At 54.2% G+C, this 16,603-nt stretch carries 13 protein-coding genes; 4 read left to right on the top strand and 9 right to left on the bottom strand.

Annotated elements, in window-relative coordinates:
- The first annotated feature begins 3 nt into the window (after nucleotides 1-3).
- Entirely contained in the window at nucleotides 4-516 is a 513-nt protein-coding gene (locus KDX30_RS11360; RefSeq protein WP_231675767.1) for a VOC family protein, read from the top strand.
- 195 nt (nucleotides 517-711) lie between these two features.
- Here the strand turns inward: KDX30_RS11360 and KDX30_RS11355 are convergent, their stop codons facing one another.
- On the bottom strand, nucleotides 712-1,224 hold the full coding sequence (locus tag KDX30_RS11355) for a hypothetical protein (protein WP_231675766.1): 513 nt from the start codon (nucleotides 1,222-1,224) through the stop codon (nucleotides 712-714).
- Between the two features lie 232 nt (nucleotides 1,225-1,456).
- Here KDX30_RS11355 and KDX30_RS11350 point away from each other — a divergent pair, with 232 nt between their 5' ends.
- The gene (locus KDX30_RS11350) at nucleotides 1,457-1,909 is read left to right on the top strand and encodes a helix-turn-helix transcriptional regulator (RefSeq protein WP_231675765.1); all 453 of its coding nucleotides are present in this window, start codon (nucleotides 1,457-1,459) and stop codon (nucleotides 1,907-1,909) included.
- Between the two features lie 468 nt (nucleotides 1,910-2,377).
- On the top strand, nucleotides 2,378-5,032 hold the full coding sequence (locus KDX30_RS11345) for a TrlF family AAA-like ATPase (RefSeq protein WP_231675764.1): 2,655 nt from the start codon (nucleotides 2,378-2,380) through the stop codon (nucleotides 5,030-5,032).
- A gap of 497 nt (nucleotides 5,033-5,529) precedes the next feature.
- Here the strand turns inward: KDX30_RS11345 and KDX30_RS11340 are convergent, their stop codons facing one another.
- From KDX30_RS11340 to tnpA, 4 genes are all read right to left on the bottom strand, one after another.
- Nucleotides 5,530-7,446: a methyl-accepting chemotaxis protein gene (locus tag KDX30_RS11340; RefSeq protein ID WP_183141636.1), complete on the bottom strand. Its 1,917-nt coding sequence runs from the start codon at nucleotides 7,444-7,446 to the stop codon at nucleotides 5,530-5,532.
- A gap of 209 nt (nucleotides 7,447-7,655) precedes the next feature.
- On the bottom strand, nucleotides 7,656-9,086 hold the full coding sequence (gene tnpC / locus KDX30_RS11335) for an IS66 family transposase (RefSeq protein WP_231675763.1): 1,431 nt from the start codon (nucleotides 9,084-9,086) through the stop codon (nucleotides 7,656-7,658).
- A 50-nt stretch (nucleotides 9,087-9,136) separates the two neighbouring features.
- Nucleotides 9,137-9,496: an IS66 family insertion sequence element accessory protein TnpB gene (gene tnpB / locus KDX30_RS11330; RefSeq protein WP_183141635.1), complete on the bottom strand. Its 360-nt coding sequence runs from the start codon at nucleotides 9,494-9,496 to the stop codon at nucleotides 9,137-9,139.
- Nucleotides 9,469-9,786, bottom strand: a complete 318-nt coding sequence (tnpA, locus tag KDX30_RS11325; RefSeq protein ID WP_015885959.1) for an IS66-like element accessory protein TnpA — start codon at nucleotides 9,784-9,786, stop codon at nucleotides 9,469-9,471. The genes tnpB and tnpA overlap by 28 nt, the downstream gene beginning before the upstream one ends.
- Nucleotides 9,787-9,864: 78 nt before the next feature.
- Here tnpA and KDX30_RS11320 point away from each other — a divergent pair, with 78 nt between their 5' ends.
- Nucleotides 9,865-10,506, top strand: a complete 642-nt coding sequence (locus KDX30_RS11320; protein WP_231675762.1) for a hypothetical protein — start codon at nucleotides 9,865-9,867, stop codon at nucleotides 10,504-10,506.
- A gap of 322 nt (nucleotides 10,507-10,828) precedes the next feature.
- Here KDX30_RS11320 and KDX30_RS11315 read toward each other — a convergent pair whose 3' ends face one another.
- From KDX30_RS11315 to KDX30_RS11300, 4 genes are all read right to left on the bottom strand, one after another.
- Nucleotides 10,829-11,041, bottom strand: coding sequence for a hypothetical protein (locus tag KDX30_RS11315; protein ID WP_231675761.1), 213 nt, complete (start codon nucleotides 11,039-11,041; stop codon nucleotides 10,829-10,831).
- Between the two features lie 244 nt (nucleotides 11,042-11,285).
- Nucleotides 11,286-11,801, bottom strand: a complete 516-nt coding sequence (locus KDX30_RS11310) for a hypothetical protein (protein WP_231675760.1) — start codon at nucleotides 11,799-11,801, stop codon at nucleotides 11,286-11,288.
- Between the two features lie 223 nt (nucleotides 11,802-12,024).
- The gene (locus KDX30_RS11305; protein WP_231675759.1) at nucleotides 12,025-12,573 is read right to left on the bottom strand and encodes a hypothetical protein; all 549 of its coding nucleotides are present in this window, start codon (nucleotides 12,571-12,573) and stop codon (nucleotides 12,025-12,027) included.
- A 188-nt stretch (nucleotides 12,574-12,761) separates the two neighbouring features.
- Nucleotides 12,762-16,100: a P-loop NTPase fold protein gene (locus KDX30_RS11300; RefSeq protein ID WP_231675758.1), complete on the bottom strand. Its 3,339-nt coding sequence runs from the start codon at nucleotides 16,098-16,100 to the stop codon at nucleotides 12,762-12,764.
- Between the last annotated feature and the right edge of the window lie 503 nt (nucleotides 16,101-16,603).

Below are 16,603 nucleotides of genomic sequence, written 5' to 3'. Positions count from 1 at the left end.
GCAATGTCTAGCAATGTACGTGGCATAGATCATATAGGCATCACGGTTCCAGACATTGAGGCAGCAACCCGGTTCTTTCACGCGGCCTTCGATGCAGCTGTCGTCTACGACACAGTGGTCGATGGCCAACCGCGTCGCCCCCCCGAAGAACTTGCCGCAACGGTAGCGCTGAAAGAAGAGCAAAGAATCGTGGCGACTCGCATGATTCGTCTCGGTGACGGTGCCAATATCGAGCTGTTTGAGATCGAAGGTGCGGCACCGGGCGTCGAGGGAATAGGCTCTATGGGGCTTCAGCACTTCGCCGTTTACTGTGATGATCTTGCCCAGGTGCTCCATCGTGTCTCGGCTGCAGGAGGCACTCCGCTTCGCGGGCCGAACGCACTTTTTGGTATCGAAAAAGGAACAGGCAATTCTATGCATTATGTCCGAGCGCCATGGGGCTCGTTGATAGAGTTGATCTCAATCCCCACCGCTACAGGGCCGAGCTGCGAGGTAGATCGTTGGAAACCTTCGTGAGCTAGATTTTGCTTAAACAGCCAGCCTGCAAGTATTTCTCGGTGCAGGCTGGTGCAACTATGGCTCTGAAGCTGTTTCGCCAGCTTGTACCGGGAGACAGCATGACGGTCAGTGCGGTCTCGACCATCAAAGCGTAAAGGTGGCGGTGTCGTTCCGGCTACGGCCCTCAGATGAACGACAGTCAGGCGACTTACCCTATCGCGCCCAGCCCTCACCCACTCGAATTCCTTGAAGTGAAAAGTCTTGCAGCAGGCGTCTGCGGCTAAGACTCGCCGGAATTTTGAAAATATTTCGGTAAGCCGCATAGAGACCAAACGGAATAATCACCAGACCTATCCCAAAAGTCGCAGTCGCAGCAATTATCCCTGCCGGTATGCACCCGATGCCGTAAACGATGCCCATGAATAAGCCCGACCTGGCAAGGTCGCGAACCTCATCAAGATCGTATTCAATCACTCCGCTTTTGGTTTCAAAAGCAACAATCACAACAGCAGATTTGCTGATGTGTTTGATGTACCACGTTCGAAGCACATCACTGGCGAGCGCGCCTTTGCGATCCAGGTATTTGGGGATAACCAAGTTTTTATAGTAAAAAATTTTGCCAGACTCATCCAACAACCTGACTTTCCTATAGAGGAAACCGGATTTTTCAGATCCTTGAAGTTCATAGTTTTTGACGGTGACTGTGATTTTTTTGAGATCCGACATCTGGCCTTCTCCTTAATGCCTATTTGCTCAAGCAATGAATTTGATGGGTGACGTTCCAGGCCTTTCACGTCACTGATGAGGACGCGCTGAAAGCCTTTCACCGAAGACCGCTCCACTTTCAAGGGCTGCAACAGGCCCATGATTATGATGGCTAAACGCCCGATTAGATCAATATATAGATTTGTTCGATCATGGGCAATCGCGGCATACCGTCAGCTTTTGGAATAGCTGAATGTCAATTCAGGATGGCTTCGCCGCAGCGCTGAGGTGGATTCGGGTGACCAAGGGACTGACCCAGAAAGATGTCAGCACAACTGTGGCTGCGTCCCACGTCAGTCAACTCGAAGCAGGCAAAACATCTCCAACAGTTAAGGTAGCTGGAGACCTAGCCCTGGCGCTCGGACTGTCACCTTCCGCACTGCTGGCTGCCGCTTCGGCCTCTGATCAGGGCATTACGCCAAGAGCAGTGCTTGTGCAGGCAATTGACGACTTGGAGAGTCTCGGACTTATCGACACCGTGGCGCCGGCATCCGCGCAGAGTACTGATAGCCCTCACCCTACCTCCGCGCGCGCAGCTGTTATACGAGCTCATGTTCAGGAACGGAAGTCTCAGGGATTAACCCAGGTGGAGGTAGCGAGGGATCTGGGGGTTCCGAGGTCGACGGTTCAGCGGCATTGGCACTGAAGTCATGGTCGTTTGCGATGATCAAGCCATGAGGTGGTTTGCAGCTTAATTGCTCGCCTACCCGCGAGCAGCACTACCCTGTAATCTTGGCCGCATACCACGCTGTTTGCGGCGCTGACTCCGGGCTTACATGCCAGATTGGAGCTTAAGTCGAGATAAGTGAGTAATCTGCTCGACGCAATTACTCTCTGCCCTTCCATGAGCAAGCCATAGTTGATAAAACCTGGCTGTTGAGCAGATACCCCTGCTGGATACCCAATGGCATAGGGCTGACACGAGCAGAGGCCGCCAAACGTCTTGAGATAAGCCGCCAGACTATGAACAGGCACGCTCGACAAAGAGATGCTTGAGCTGACTGATCATCGCCCCAGAAAGATCTACTCCAGCTCAATTTCCACCTGTAGAGTCAGCATTAGTAATAACGCCTCATCCCCTTTGCCCACTCGGCCTGCTACATAAGGAACCATCATGGACGATCGTTTCACCTACGCCCAGTTCTGGCGCTGCGCCCTTCAGGTCAATCCGTTTTCATACCATGGTGCGTATCGAGGCACCGATCACCAGCTGGACGAAGCCAACTACAACCAAGCGCTCCTCCAGAAGTGCCAGGAACTCGACATCAAGGTAGTCGGGATCGCAGACCATGGAAGTGTCGCGGCGGTGGATGCATTGCGTCAGGCATTGACCCCGCACGGGATCGTGGTGTTTCCAGGCTTTGAAATTGCCGCGAGTGACAAGACTCACTTCGTCTGCCTGTTTCCTGAAGACACCTCGGTGCAGTCACTTGAGCGCTACCTGGGAAACCTTGAGCTGCTGGATCCTCAAGAGCGTATTCTACCGTCGCAGTTAAGCTCTATCAAACTGATCGACAAGATCGAGCAGATGGGGGGATTTATCTACGCCGCCCACTGCACACACGACAGTGGGCTGTTAAAAAACCGCCTGAGCCACGTCTGGAAGCATCCTACGCTCAGGGCGGCCCAGATCCCCTTCTCCGTTGAAGATCTGGCCGGTGAAGAGAGCGACTTCTACCGTCGTGTGCTTCTGGGCAGAGATGACGCGTATCGAAGAGACAAGCCCATCGCAGTCATCAACGCAAAAGATGTCGCCAAGCCTGAAGACCTTGAGAAGCCCAACGCAACGTGCCTCATCAAGATGACTCGCCCGACCTTTGCGGCTTTCAGGGTCGCATTTCTCGATCCCGAGTCACGCATACGCCTGAACTCCACTGAGGCAAAAAGCCCAATCGGCCGGTTGATCAGCATGAGCGTGGCCGGCGGCTACCTTGACGGAGTGCATGTCAGTTTCTCTGACCATCTAAACACGGTCATTGGAGGCCGGGGCACGGGCAAATCAACCCTTATCGAATGTGTGCGCTTCGCTCTCGATTGCAAGCCCAAAGGAAAACAGGCGCAGAAGCTGCACAGCGATATCATGAAGGAAAACCTAGGTCTGGAAGGTGGCCGCGTAGAACTGACATTGGTTTCGTCTTCACAGAACGGCCGGAGGTACAGCATCAGCCGCCGCTACGGCGAGCCTCCAGTGGTTCGAGACGAGCACGGAGCTGTTTCGACCATGACGCCTAGCGATGTGATGCCAGGGATCGACATCTATGGTCAAAACGAGATCTATGAACTCGCCCAAGACGAATCCAGCCGCATACAACTACTCGAACGATTCCTGCCAGAGGAAGGTGATTACAATTTCAAGCGAGCTGACGCCCAGCGTCGGTTGAAGGCAAATCAGCAGAGCATTTCTGAAACACTCGGGGACATCGACGATCTGAACACACAGGTCAATCGCCTACCCAACCTGGAAGAACAGTTGAGCGGGTTCGATGATCTGGGCGTAAAAGAAAAGCTGGCCAAGAACTCTTTGCTCGCCCGCGAACGTGAGTTAGCCAAGAGCGCCAAAGAGGCGATTGGCAGCGTTCAAACCGCAGTACCGACGTTCAGCGAGCACTTCTCTGACCTTTCGTTTATCAGTGACGAGATGCTTGAGGGCGTGCCCGACATCGATGCTCTGATCGCCATGAGGGGTACGTTGGAAAAGCTCACAGCGGACTGCGCAGTTCACCTTAAGGCGATGCAGACGCTCGTGGACGCAGCGGTGCAGGTGTTCAATACTCAGCATGACGCCTGGGAGCAGCAGATCAAACAGCATGACGCGGAGCTTGAGAAAGAGCTACGTGCCCTCCCCGACGCCGCCGGCAAAACAGGCCAAGCCATCGGTGCGGCATACCAGCGGGTGCAAGAGGACATTGAGCGCATCAAGCCACTGAAGTCCAAGCTACCAACCCACCAAACGCAGCTTGAGCAGCACGAACAGGAGCGTCGAAATGTGTTGGCTGAGCTCTCTGATCTGCGGGCTGAGCGCATTGGCGCATTGGTGAAGGCCGCGAAGAAAATGAGCAAGCGACTTCAGGGCAAGCTCAAAATTGAGATCGTTCCTGATGCGGACAGATCCCCTATCGTGCAATTCCTACTGGGCTGCAAGCTCGACAACATCGGCGAAAAGCGCCTTGGCTGGATTGGCGCAGCTGAATCGATCACACCCATGTCGTTGGTTAAATCCATTAGAGAAGGCGCTGGCGTCATCTACCTCGACTGGGGCACACCGCAGATTGTGGCCGATGCTCTTGCCAAACTGCAGCCATCTCAAATCATGGAGCTCGAAGCACTGGAATTGGCCCACAGAGTCGATATTTCCCTGAACGTCGCTCATGGCGACGCCGAGCCGGCATTCAGGCCGTTGAGCAAGCTATCCACGGGACAGCAATGCACGGCGATCCTTCATATGTTGTTGCTCGACAATCCAGACCCGCTGCTCATGGATCAGCCCGAAGACAACCTGGACAACGCATTCATTGCGGAGAGGATCGTCGCTGAATTGAGGGATGCGAAGACTTCCAGGCAGTTCTTGTTCGCTACCCACAACGCGAACATCCCTGTCTTCGGTGATGCCGAATGGATCGGGGTTTTCACTGCAGAAGAAAAGCGGGGATCTCTGACCTTGGAAGCTCAAGGGTCGATTGATGTCCCCGCGATCCGAGACCAGGTAGCGAAGATACTTGAGGGTGGCCGAGCCGCTTTCATTCAACGTAAAGAGAAGTACGAGTTTTAGGTCGCCATCACTTTTGCAGCGAAACCTAATGACCGAGGGTAATGGCAACCCGCTCCAATGACATTACTTTCTACTACTCCTGCCGTTTTATTTAACGGTTCGAGCAGGCCTCTCTGATTATTCGCAAGCGCTTACGGGCCTCACTCTAAAAGCTATAGGTATTGCCAAAAACCCTTTCGCTCAGCATGCTCGCCTGCTGATTTGGAGGGGTTATGAAGGCGTTCAAGAAGCACGCTGTGCGTTTGATGAAAGACGATCAAGCGTAAGCGTCTGCCAAAGTCACCTTGTATGACTCAGAACGGTATAAGCAGTCCTTCAGAAAGCCGTAGGACGGCTGATAATCCATGGCCTGACCTCATCCGGCGTCATGAAAAGCCTCGTTTATCGCGTTGAGCAAAGTAGCCCTTATAGGCGCGTCACCCTCTCACCTACCAATCCTCAAATACCCGAAAGTCATTCTCTCGGGCATTTGAGCATCCGGTAAAAAAACTTGTAACTCAGTTCACCTTGAACCGTCCCACCAGCCCCTGCTGTTGCTCGGCCAAGCGGGCTAACTCGCGGCTGGTGACGGCGGTTTGTTCAGCACCGGCGCTGACCTGGATAACCAGAGTGTTGATGTCGTTTACGTTGCGGTGGATCTCCTCGGCAACCTGACTCTGTTGTTCTGCCGCCGAGGCGACCTGTATGTTGCTGTCGCTGATGGTCGCGATGCCCTCGGCTATTTCTTCTAGCAACTCCCCTGCGCGCACTACGTTGCTCGCGCCTTCTTGAGCCTTCCCTAGAGTTTCCTGCATGGAAGTGGCGGCACGGTCGGAGCCGGATTGCAGATTGGCGATCATCTTCTGGATACTGACGGTGGAATCCTGAGTCTTTTTGGCCAGATTCCGCACCTCATCGGCGACCACGGCAAATCCACGACCCTGCTCACCGGCACGGGCAGCCTCAATGGCAGCGTTCAAAGCTAGCAGATTGGTTTGCTCTGCTACACCACGAATCACATCCAAAACCGAGGAGATGGAATAGCTTTCACCCTTGAGCTCCTCAATGATTCGGGATGTTTGTTCGGCCTGAACCTCAAGCCCTTTGATCAAGCTGATGGTGTTCTCGATTTCAGCCTTGCCCTGCATAGTGCTGGCATTAACGCGCTGCGACATCTCTGCGGCGTCGGTAGTGCTGCGCGCCACGTCTTTGACCGTGGCGCTCATCTCGCTGATGGCAGTGACCACCTGATCGGTGCCTTGACGCTGCTGGACGACGTTATTGCTAGTTTGCAGGGCCACAGCCGAAGACTGCTCGGCGGCGGTCGCGACCTGCGCCGTGGCACTCCCGATCTCACGGATCACTTCACCGATCTGTATTGCCATGTTATCCAGGTTACGCGAGATCTCGCCAAACTCGTCTCTGCCGGTGTAACTGGTTCTGGCAGTTAGGTCACGCGTGGATAGCGAAATAAGGGTGCGGTTCACGTCGACCACAGCGATTTTGATATTGCGAATAATCACCGAAGCGAGCCACAGCACCGCAATCAACATCAGAATGACGGTGGCTATTGCGACATACAGACTGCGCTGGGCATCGGTACGCGCGACATTGGCTAGGCTCACGACCGTCTGGCCCAGTTCAGCCTCGACCTGAGCCATCATGTCGATACGGCTGGTGGAAAGGTTGAACCAGTCTTCGGGTTTGATATTAAGCGGATCGCCTAGAGGCGTATCAAATCCGAGTTTTTGCAGGCGAGCTACATCGACGGATGCGGGCTGTTGTAGAACCGCATCCAGCTTATTTTTGAACACGGCAGGAGCCCAGCGTTGAAAGGCCTCGAAATAGCCGGAGAACTCGCCCATGTTGCGGCTGAAACGTGACAACAGCGGCGCATCAAAACGGTTTTGGTTGAATGCCAGGCCAAGCAGTACACGCTCTCGACCAGAGCGCTCTTTCATGTCTACGAACTGATTGAGTGAACTCAGCCCACGCAGGATTTCCGGATCCTCAATGCTGGTTTCCAGTGAGTAAGAGAAGCCGATCAAATTTTTGATAAGATCGGTGAATCGGGTGCCGGACTCGCCGTTATTGATTGCGAGCGTGTCCACCTGCTGACGCAGTCCGGCCAAACCATCAATTGCGCGCAGCATCTTGTCAGGCGCGATAAGACCCTCGGTCGATTGCGCATGCATCGCGCTCACCGCACGGTCGGTTTCTTGGCGTAAGACTTTCAACTTGTCCTGCATCGTCTTACCACCGCTGCCCAGAAACACGCCGCTTGCGCCGCGCTCACGCTGGATAGTGGTTACTACGTCACTGAGTTTCTGCGCGGTGCCGGTAGCGGTGACCGCTCGGTTCATCTCGCTCAGTGTCTCTCGTTTGTCAGCTACAAAAATCCCGGCGAAGACCAGAAAGCCCAACAGGGGAAACATCAAAATAAGCAGTAGCTTTGTACTCAAAGGAGCATTTCTAAGCATGGCAGGCCTCAGGGCTTGAAGATGTTGTTTAAAGCTATCCAAGGCGAACGTTCTATGAAGTCGACGTCTGATAGAGCCCAGGATGGTTCAGTAGTAGCCTGCCGTAGCCAGTTTTTTCTCCGTTCGGAATGTTTCGGCTGAAACCAGCAAAGCTTTACCTGTAGCTAAGCAGGCGCCCAGCTATGTGGTAGCAGTCGCTCGATCTCGCTGGCCCGCTGCGTCGGCAGCTGCGTCAGCACATCCTTGAGATAAGCATACGGGTCATGCCCGTTCATACGTGCCGACTGGATCAGGCTCATGATCGCCGCCGCCCGTTTGCCGCTGCGCAGCGACCCAGCAAACAACCAGTTCGACCGCCCAAGCGCCCACGGCCGGATCAAGTTCTCGATCTGGTTGTTGTCGATGGGCACAGCACCATCGTCCAGGTAGCGCGTCAGCGCTACCCAGCGTTTAAGGCTGTAATCCAGGGCCTTGGCCGTAGCAGAGCCCTCGGGCACAAGTTCGCGTTGGGCCAGCATCCACTCATGCAGTTTTTCAGCGATGGGCACCGCCGTTTCCTGGCGTAATCGCCAACGGTCTTCGTCGCTCATTTCCTTAGCGTGTCGCTCGACTTCGTACAGCCCGCCAATCGAGTGAAGCGCCTGCTCAGCCAACTGGCTTTTATTCGCGACGTGCAGGTCGAAGAACTTGCGGCGCGCGTGGGCCATGCAGCCGATTTCGGTGATGCCCAGCTCGAAGCTTGCCTTGTAGCCGGCAAAGTCGTCACAGACCAGCTTGCCGCTCCACGTGCCCAGGAAGTTACGCGCATGTTCGCCGGCACGGCTGGGGCTGAAGTCGTAGACCACGGCCTTGAGTGCCGAGAATGGCGTGCTGCTATAGGCCCAGACGTAAGCGCGGTGGGTTTTCTTCTCTCCTGGAGCCAGCATTTGTACCGGTGTTTCATCCGAGCGCGGGATGGCAAGGCCGGCACGGCCGAAGATCTTTTCCTGTCGATAGAGCGGCAGGTGGTCGGCGAATTTGGCCACCATCACTTGCGCCAGCAGGCCGGCAGTGGGGATGCCCTTGTCGATCACCTGCGGCGGCACCGGGGCCTGGGTCAGTGTTTCGCACTGCCGGCAGGCCCATTTCCCACGAACGTGCTGTTCGACGGTGAACACGCCCGGCGTGTAGTCCAGCTTCTCGCTGACGTCTTCACCGATGCGCTGAAGCTGACAGCCGCAAGCGCACTGAGTGTTGTCCGGCTCGTGATGGATCACAGTGCGCGGGAACTGCGGCGGCAACGGCGCACGCTTGGGTTGCTGGCGTGGTTCTATCTGCGCGGGTGCGGGATGAAGTGCTTTTAAGTCGGCCTCGATGGCTTCGAGGTCGGTATTAAGCAGGTCATCGAGCAAGCTGCCTTGCGCCGGGCTGATCTGCTCGCTGCGCTTAGCAAACTTGTGTCGCTTGAGAATGGCGATTTCGTGGGTGAGCTGCTCGATGATCGTCTCATCACGATGGATCTTTCTGCCCATGGTGTCGACCTTGGACATCAGCTGCGCAGCCAGCGCGCGCAGTTGTTCAGGGGGCATTTGATCGAGATCGGGCAAAGAAGTCATGCCGTGGATTTTACCAAAGCAGTCCTCCGGTCACAGCTATAAGCCAGGTATTAGAGCAATGTAATTGCGCCGCCTGCACCTACTCGCTGCCAAGGCAATCCAAGTACCAGCGCCTGGAGTTGTTCGGGGTCGAGTTCGACCTCCGCGCCAAGATGGATGCCCGGCCAATGAAACTTGCCCTGATTCAAACGTCGCGCCGCTAGCCAAATACCAACGCCGTCATGCACCAGCACCTTTATGCGGTTGGCCCGGCGGTTGGCAAAGAGGTAGGCGCAGTGCGGCTTCGCCGCACCGAACACGGCAACCACCCGGGCCAGTGCAGTGTCAGTGCCGGCCCGCATGTCCATGGGCTGGGTGGCGAGCCAGATGGAGTCGATACGAATCATTGGGCCAGGCCACGGATAAAACACGCGCAGCCGTCCGGATCTGAGGCTGGCCATTTTACGGTGACGGATTTATCGCCCAGAACCAGTGAGATGATCACCGTCTCTTCTGTTGCGCGCTTGGGTGCAGCTTGTACGGGGATGAAGGCCGGCAGAGTTGCGGGTGATTGATCCCGGTAAATCGGTAGCCACTTGCGGATCACGTTGGCGTTGATGCCGTGATGGATGGCTACGCTGGAAATCGTCGCTCCAGGTTGCAAGCATTCCTGGACGACCTGGGCTTTAAATGGTTTGGGGTAAGAGCTGCGTTGGCGCATGGAAATCCTGGCGATAAGGGTGATCGCGTCCGCTTAAAATACGCGGACACCATCGCCCTAAATACTGGAGTTCGGTAGGTGTGTTCGCCATCCGCTTACGATCAAGCATCCGTCGAGCGGAGAAAACTATGGCCTGCGATGGTCGATCGCGTGCGCGCCGTCTTTGCTGAGGTCGAGCATTTACCTCTGGCCGGCCACTACGGCTCGCTATACCTTCACCCGGTGGTTCCCGAGGCTCTCCGCAAATTCCAAGGGGATCAGATTCTGGGTCAATTACAGCTCTCCTGCGGTACAAGGCAGCTCGGGCTATGGGGCGTCGAGACTAAGGCTGAGGAAAGGAAGGGGAAAGCGAAACCACTGTTTGAAAGTGGCGCTGCGCTATGGTTTAACCAAGCACCGTCTGGCCTGGTCACGGTATTCATGGCCCCTTACGGCTCTGACAACCTGAAAATGAACGAAGATAATATCGTTCTGGGGATGTACAAGAGCCCAGCCAAGATCACCGATAAGGAAATCAGGAAACTCTTCTCTAAATTCTTCAAATACTTGTCCATCACAAGCGCCCATCACCAACAGACATTCAGCGAGTACGCATGGCGCCTGTGGCTTATCTACAGGGACGTTCGCACTCGCAAGTACAACGGGGGGATTAAGCTCTTGGAACGGTTACTGATTGCGGCCGGGGCGGCTGCCTGCATCATTCCGTTGCTTCCAAAGTAGCCGTGTGTAGAGGCAGACTGAGTTGGATGGCAGCTAAAGACTGTTTAGCCATCTCAATACCAACCTATAGGGCTCAGAAGTCCTGAGAGTAATCTTCCTCACAGTGCATAAAGGTTTGCGTGCGTGCAGACATAAACGGTCGTTTATCCTCGATGAAAGCTTCAGGCATTTCGCTTATACGGTCACCGTTTAGAAGGAGGAGAACTCAACTCATAATGTCCGAGGGACGGCGTTAGACCAAGATGGCGCTTCAGGATTGTTGAGCTTTTCTATGACCTGGTCGAGAAAACTCAGCTCATTGCCGTAGCCGAACGCATCAGGCTCATGGATTGCAGACCTTGTTTGTGTGTGCCTCCCACTCGTAATACCAAGCGTCGGGCTTGGCAACGTAGACGCGTCGACGACCAAGAAATTGGTCACCGGTGATGTCGATGATCAGTCCATCAAGCTCAAACCAGGCTTGTGAAACACCGTCCTTCGTCGACCAGACATAGGGAAAATCCCCAATGCCTAGCGTGTTCAAGTAATTACCCATAAGCTCCGAGACGATTCCGCAGCATCCGCGTTGGAAGTCTTGGATGTGCGAGGGAACGCCCTTGACGGCTACCACCTGTTCAATAACCACCCTGAAACGGCAGACTAGTGCTTCCAGCTTGGCTTATAGCAGTTCTTCGTGCGTTTTCAAGATTTCACACTCCCAGTGTCGAACATTCCGTGCCGTGCATGCCGGCGCCTTGGCGCAAACCATAGGCGCCCGCACGAATCATCCCCACTAACGCTTACAGGCCCACTTGAACGTTTTTCGAAAGTTGATAAGTGAATCTGTCACCGTAGATCGACTTGACCGTGATAATGAAATCCAAAACGCCTGGTTTCATGAAAAATAGATCCAACCTCGTTTTGGCACACTTGAGTGCATCCCCGGCTTTCGGGACGCCAAGCAGTAATATTTCCTCACCGGTTTTAAAGCTATCGTTAGGGCGAGGCTCGCCCGTTGATAAACAATCTGTATTGAGTCCCAACAATCTGCCAGCTTCAGAAAATTTTCTAGCGCCTTCAATTTTTTTACCATCCACCATTACATCGAGGCTTTCTACAAAGGCAGGCCCCAGACCATTGTTAATTACATGGATACCCTCATTATCAAGTTTGGCTTCATTGGTGTAATAGGCGTTGAGCCTCGGCTCGACCGACACGTGATTTTGGACGCGCTGAAGGTACAGCTGGCTCGCTGAAAAAATCACCGCAATAAGTGCTATAGATACTGTAGCGACATTAGTGATGGGCTGATTCATGTATGGGAGCTACCTTTTCTAGTAAAAATTCCGCTGAGTCGCGACGACTTATCCATATAAGTACCTATTCATACCAATGGAAACTCACCCACATGAATAGAGCTACGCCGAAAGCTGAGGCGTGCGCTGCCACAGAGGGTTGGCGCCCAATTGCAATATCTTCTTCTCGCTGGACTAGATTGAACAAGCGTGGGACGTTCATGGATGAAGGTTACTTAACAGGCTACAGGTCGGTGGACGTGCCCCATGAGCTCTGGGCAAACCCATTGTCGTCGACCAGGATCAGGCTCATCTTGGCTCTATAACGTTCGTTCTGTAGTCCCTTGTACTCAATGGCCAACGGAATAACAGCTCCGCTCTTCCAGGCTCCTGATTTATCACCAAGGTATCCAAAAGCGTTTGTCATCCGCTTGCCGTTAGCCATCACCGATATCTGTTTACTACTAAAAAAACAATGCCGCGCATCCCCCGGAATCTCAGTTTCGTCCAGATGGTTCAGAGCTGCTAAAACGTACTTTTCGGTAGCAACCAGCCTGATGTCTTTAGCAGGACGATTCCCAGAGTTTTCCAACACGATATTCAACGCTGTACCCTCGTAGCCTGGGGCTGCACTCGCAATCCAAGCAGTCAGGATGGGTCGGTTCGTTTTACTCCACAGTCGCCAGGTGAGTATGAGCGAGCCAATGGCAACCAGCAGTGATACCGCCGCGACAATGATCCCAATGAACGCCAGCGGATTCTCAACAGCCTTGTCCGCCACAATATCTATCATCACTACAAGCTCCTATTGACTGGCACCCAAGACGCTTCGTTAATCGAGGGCGCTGGAAACCATTGAGACCGAAGGCCCAGCGCTGAAGTACGCTTCGATGATTTAACTCAAGCGACGGCTGATTGAGAGGACAGTCCCCGTTGCTCAATTTGCCAAATCTTCAGCCATTTCGCGCGCCCTCGATCTGATCACTTCATCTCGGTATCAGGCGCTCCCCGCTTGAGCGACTGTAGAAGCCGGACGAAACCTTTTGCCTGGGCAAAATGACGGTACAAAGCTGGGGTAGTATCAGACAACTTCGAGACGGCCGTTCCCATCATCTTCTTCATTTCAGGAGAGTATTTGTAGGCAGCTATCTGCTCAGCCCGTGCATCAAAAAATGAGGCCAAGGGTTGGTCGCTGCTGGTATGACGATTCAGGTTATCCAGGAACAGGATGATCCTTCCGACCTCCTGCGGATTAGAGGGCTGGATATCGGGGATCAAATGACCATACTTGGCCAACAGCACTGCAAAGTCATCAGGCTCCACCGATGATGCGAACATAAGACTGCGCAGGCGAATCCCAACCACGCCCCTCTGCTGCGCGTCCAGGGCCTCCAAGAGAGCCTCTATGATCGCAAACTGTGCATTACCCCACGGCGCAGTCGTTTCTCCATTTGCGATGACGGTGAGTACTTCGATAAGGGCATCACTAACGGCCGATGTGCTAGCGATCGAAAGGTTTTCGCGGATAATCGCGCGTATGACAGCTAGGTGCTGCTTCGCGCCGCCTGAAATGATCTGAACCCAGCTCCCTTGAGTCATTTCCCCGCCAGTGAGGGACTTGATCACAGAATCTCGTACCTTCGGCAGCGCCTCTACCAACGGTTCCATGACGCGATCAATCAGCAGAGCATCGGCTGTCAGAATGTCACGGCAGTGCTCTTCTATATGGATATCCCACGGCAACAGCCACTCCAGGATCTCGTCTTCCGTCAGGCTGTACGGTTCCAATGCCTCGGTCAGCGCGCTGAAATTCTTGGCTACCCAATCACATTGCAGCGCACCAATCTTCTTGCCCTCAACAAGGTATGCAAGGTATCCCGCGATGGAGCTACCCACCTCCTCAGAGGTTAATAGGGCAAACAGAAGCTTGCTCGAAAGTAGAGCATTTCCGAGCGATCTGAATATTTCGGACTCCAACACCCCATCAAGGTCTTCGAGCAGGGACAACGACTCCGCGTCGGCTTGGCGAATATAAGTGACGGCCGCCACAGCCTTGATCAAAGGGCTTGCGTTATTGGCGAGCAACGTCGAGAGAGCGTTCAATACTGTCCGATCAATTGTTGTAGCCAATGCCAAGCCCACCACGGCGCCCTCCTCCTCACCGGCCGCACCAGTAAACGCCGCCAGGGTTGTGACATCCACGGGCCCAATCCCACCGACGATTCCATTGCGAACTTTGCGTCCTGCATAAACCCATTCGAGCGCAGGCACTACCGAGTCTGCCGGCAAAGGTGATGGTGAAAGGAGGTGTTCCGAACATGAGGCGAGCTGAAGATTGGCGCTGGGCAGGGCAGCATCTTCGAGGGTAAAATCGTGCCGACTGATGACCAGTAGACCTTCCATATCCGGCAGCAGATGCATCAAGTGTTCTGCCCGCTTCAAAACCATTCCTCCAACTACATTGTCCTGAGCGTGCAAGTACAAATCGTATTCCTGGAGAAGCGCCCGAGCCTGTTCGAGGGTTTCTTTGTCATAGCTGGCATTGAGGCATTTCAGCAGCTTTGCTCTCAAATTAGCGCCGTGAGCTTCGAGCAACTTCCCGTCCAACCCCAACCCACGACAGTGCTGGAAGGCCTCATAAAATTCTTTGGAGCCCGATTTGGACTCTCCGAAAAGATCCAGCTGCCCCACATTCAAAAGCCCTAGCAACGAAGCAGGCCATTCCCCAGAGTGTGCTTGATGCGCTGCTGCGATGGTCGGAAGTAGCGATGCCAATACCGGACGCTGTGCAAGTAACCGTTTCACCGCATCGGAGAAGCCGAAAAGCGAAGTGAGCCTCACCAGGGCGTCCGGATCGTTGTCTGCAAAGGCCTCCATTAGCGGGGTATCAAGCAGCTCAGCGATGGCGATATCGCCCGTTGTGAGGTAGTGGATCTGGAGAAACTGAATCTGCCAGCCAGTCTCCATCGTGATACCGATGACCGATGTCAGCAGCCCCTTAGTATCCGTGACTAGCCCGGCTTCTACCTCGCCCACCTCCTTCGCATAATCTGTCGAGAACCCATCTGTGCGCAGAATCTCAACGAGCGAATACTCTGCGTACTTGCACAGCAGCAGATGTGCAGCGATCGCGAGCAAGCTGATCTCTTCGCCTACGACAAGGGCCGTGGTCGCAATGTCGTTGATGAACTTTTTCTGCAGCCTTGGCGTCACGAGACTGCTGGCCATAGGGCTATGGCGCTGCAGGAGCTGCGCACATTGCTCGATAGTGCTTGGGTTAACGGCGATTCCGTCAGTGGCGGGGAACGTGTGATTCCATAGTTGACGGAAACCGTCCTTCCAACCAGAGGTGATTACCGGCGGTGCCCTGAAAACGACCGGGAATTTTTTCGCTATGAAATCCTTGGCGTCATACCTACGGTCACCCTCAGCTTTAAGGTAAGTTGCGACCTTGGTAGAGCAAAATGGCACGATTACTGTCAGATTTTCTGCCTTCCCGGCCACGGCGATAAAGATCTCAAGGTCACTCCAGACCGATCGCAAGCTCTCTTTCGGCAGCCGGTCTAGGTTGTCCAAGATGACGACGAAATGCTTATCCGCTAACACTCGCAGTTGCTCAATCAGCGTCTGCTTCAGATCCAGCGGCGACACCTCTTTGCTGACCTCGATTTTTTCATTGATGTGGTCGTGAGTAGACCCCTTGAAAAGGCTGAGCAGGCTCCATCGCTCTCCACCTATCTTTACTTTCCAATGCCAAATTTTCGCCAGCAATAACACCAGCACCGGACTTAGAAGCGATACGGTGTGGATTGTGAGAAACGCAGAGCTGACATCCTGCGAGGTTCGGGTCAGCGCGAAAATCTCGCGAAATGAGGTCGCGGAAAAAAACAGGCTAGCGACGAGCGCCATGGCCCAAGCACTCACGCGGCTCGTTGTATTTTTGCTGTACTCGAACAACCGGCCAAGCGCTCGGTCTCGGGACTGCTTCAGGGTTCTGGCCTCTTTCCCGGCCGCAGGAAGCCCTTTAAGCGCCTCATCGGTGAACAGCTCGATGAAGTTACTTTTGGTAGAGCCTTGGTAATTCTGCTCGCAGTCAAAGAACCAGATCCGGTAATGAGGATCTGCCGCCGTCAATTTCGCATCCAACATATTCAAGATCGAGCTCTTCCCGGAGCCAAACTCACCGTCAAGGCCTATGACCCTGGACGGAGTCTCGCTGAGGATGTGCCGCGAAATAGCGCTCGCGACCTTGTCGTGACTGCCCCCGGGGAACACGTCCTGGGATGCCGGTTGCTCCGAGTGGAAATTGATTACCTGCATAGAATTCCTTTCGCCCTACGATGGGTTACAACGTTGTGGCCATTGCGCTACCACGATCCGCGATGAGCAGGTTGCCCTCTCTCGCATGGTGTGGTCACAGCACATTTCCTTGGCCACCTATGATTCGCTGCACGCTTGATATACGCCGGGTCTGATTGTTAGGTTCGAGGCCCTGACCGTGGCCACCATTATCATGGATCCAGATCGCGAAACACAACATGTAGGACTTCAGCATACCAAAAAACACAATATAGAGGATTTACCTCTGAATTATCAATCGCGGCCCTTCACTCACCATCGATGATTTCCCCTTTTGAGCTGCACTCATTTGCTGCATGCCACAACCGCAGAGCTGGATGTTGGTGCGTAAAGAAGTAGGAATGGGCTTTAATCGGATGCTCAACAGCTATGAACGGCAACGAAACCGGGGCCTTCGCAAGCGTGCAGCTGGAGACATCTTGTCTTTCAGGCGCGCAACAGAAGGCAGTAACGTGCAACTGGTT

The organism is Pseudomonas quasicaspiana (assembly GCF_021147825.1).
Taxonomy (GTDB): domain Bacteria; phylum Pseudomonadota; class Gammaproteobacteria; order Pseudomonadales; family Pseudomonadaceae; genus Aquipseudomonas; species Aquipseudomonas quasicaspiana.
Note: the sequence above shows the minus strand (reverse complement) of the source record. Positions and strands in the feature narration are given on the sequence as shown.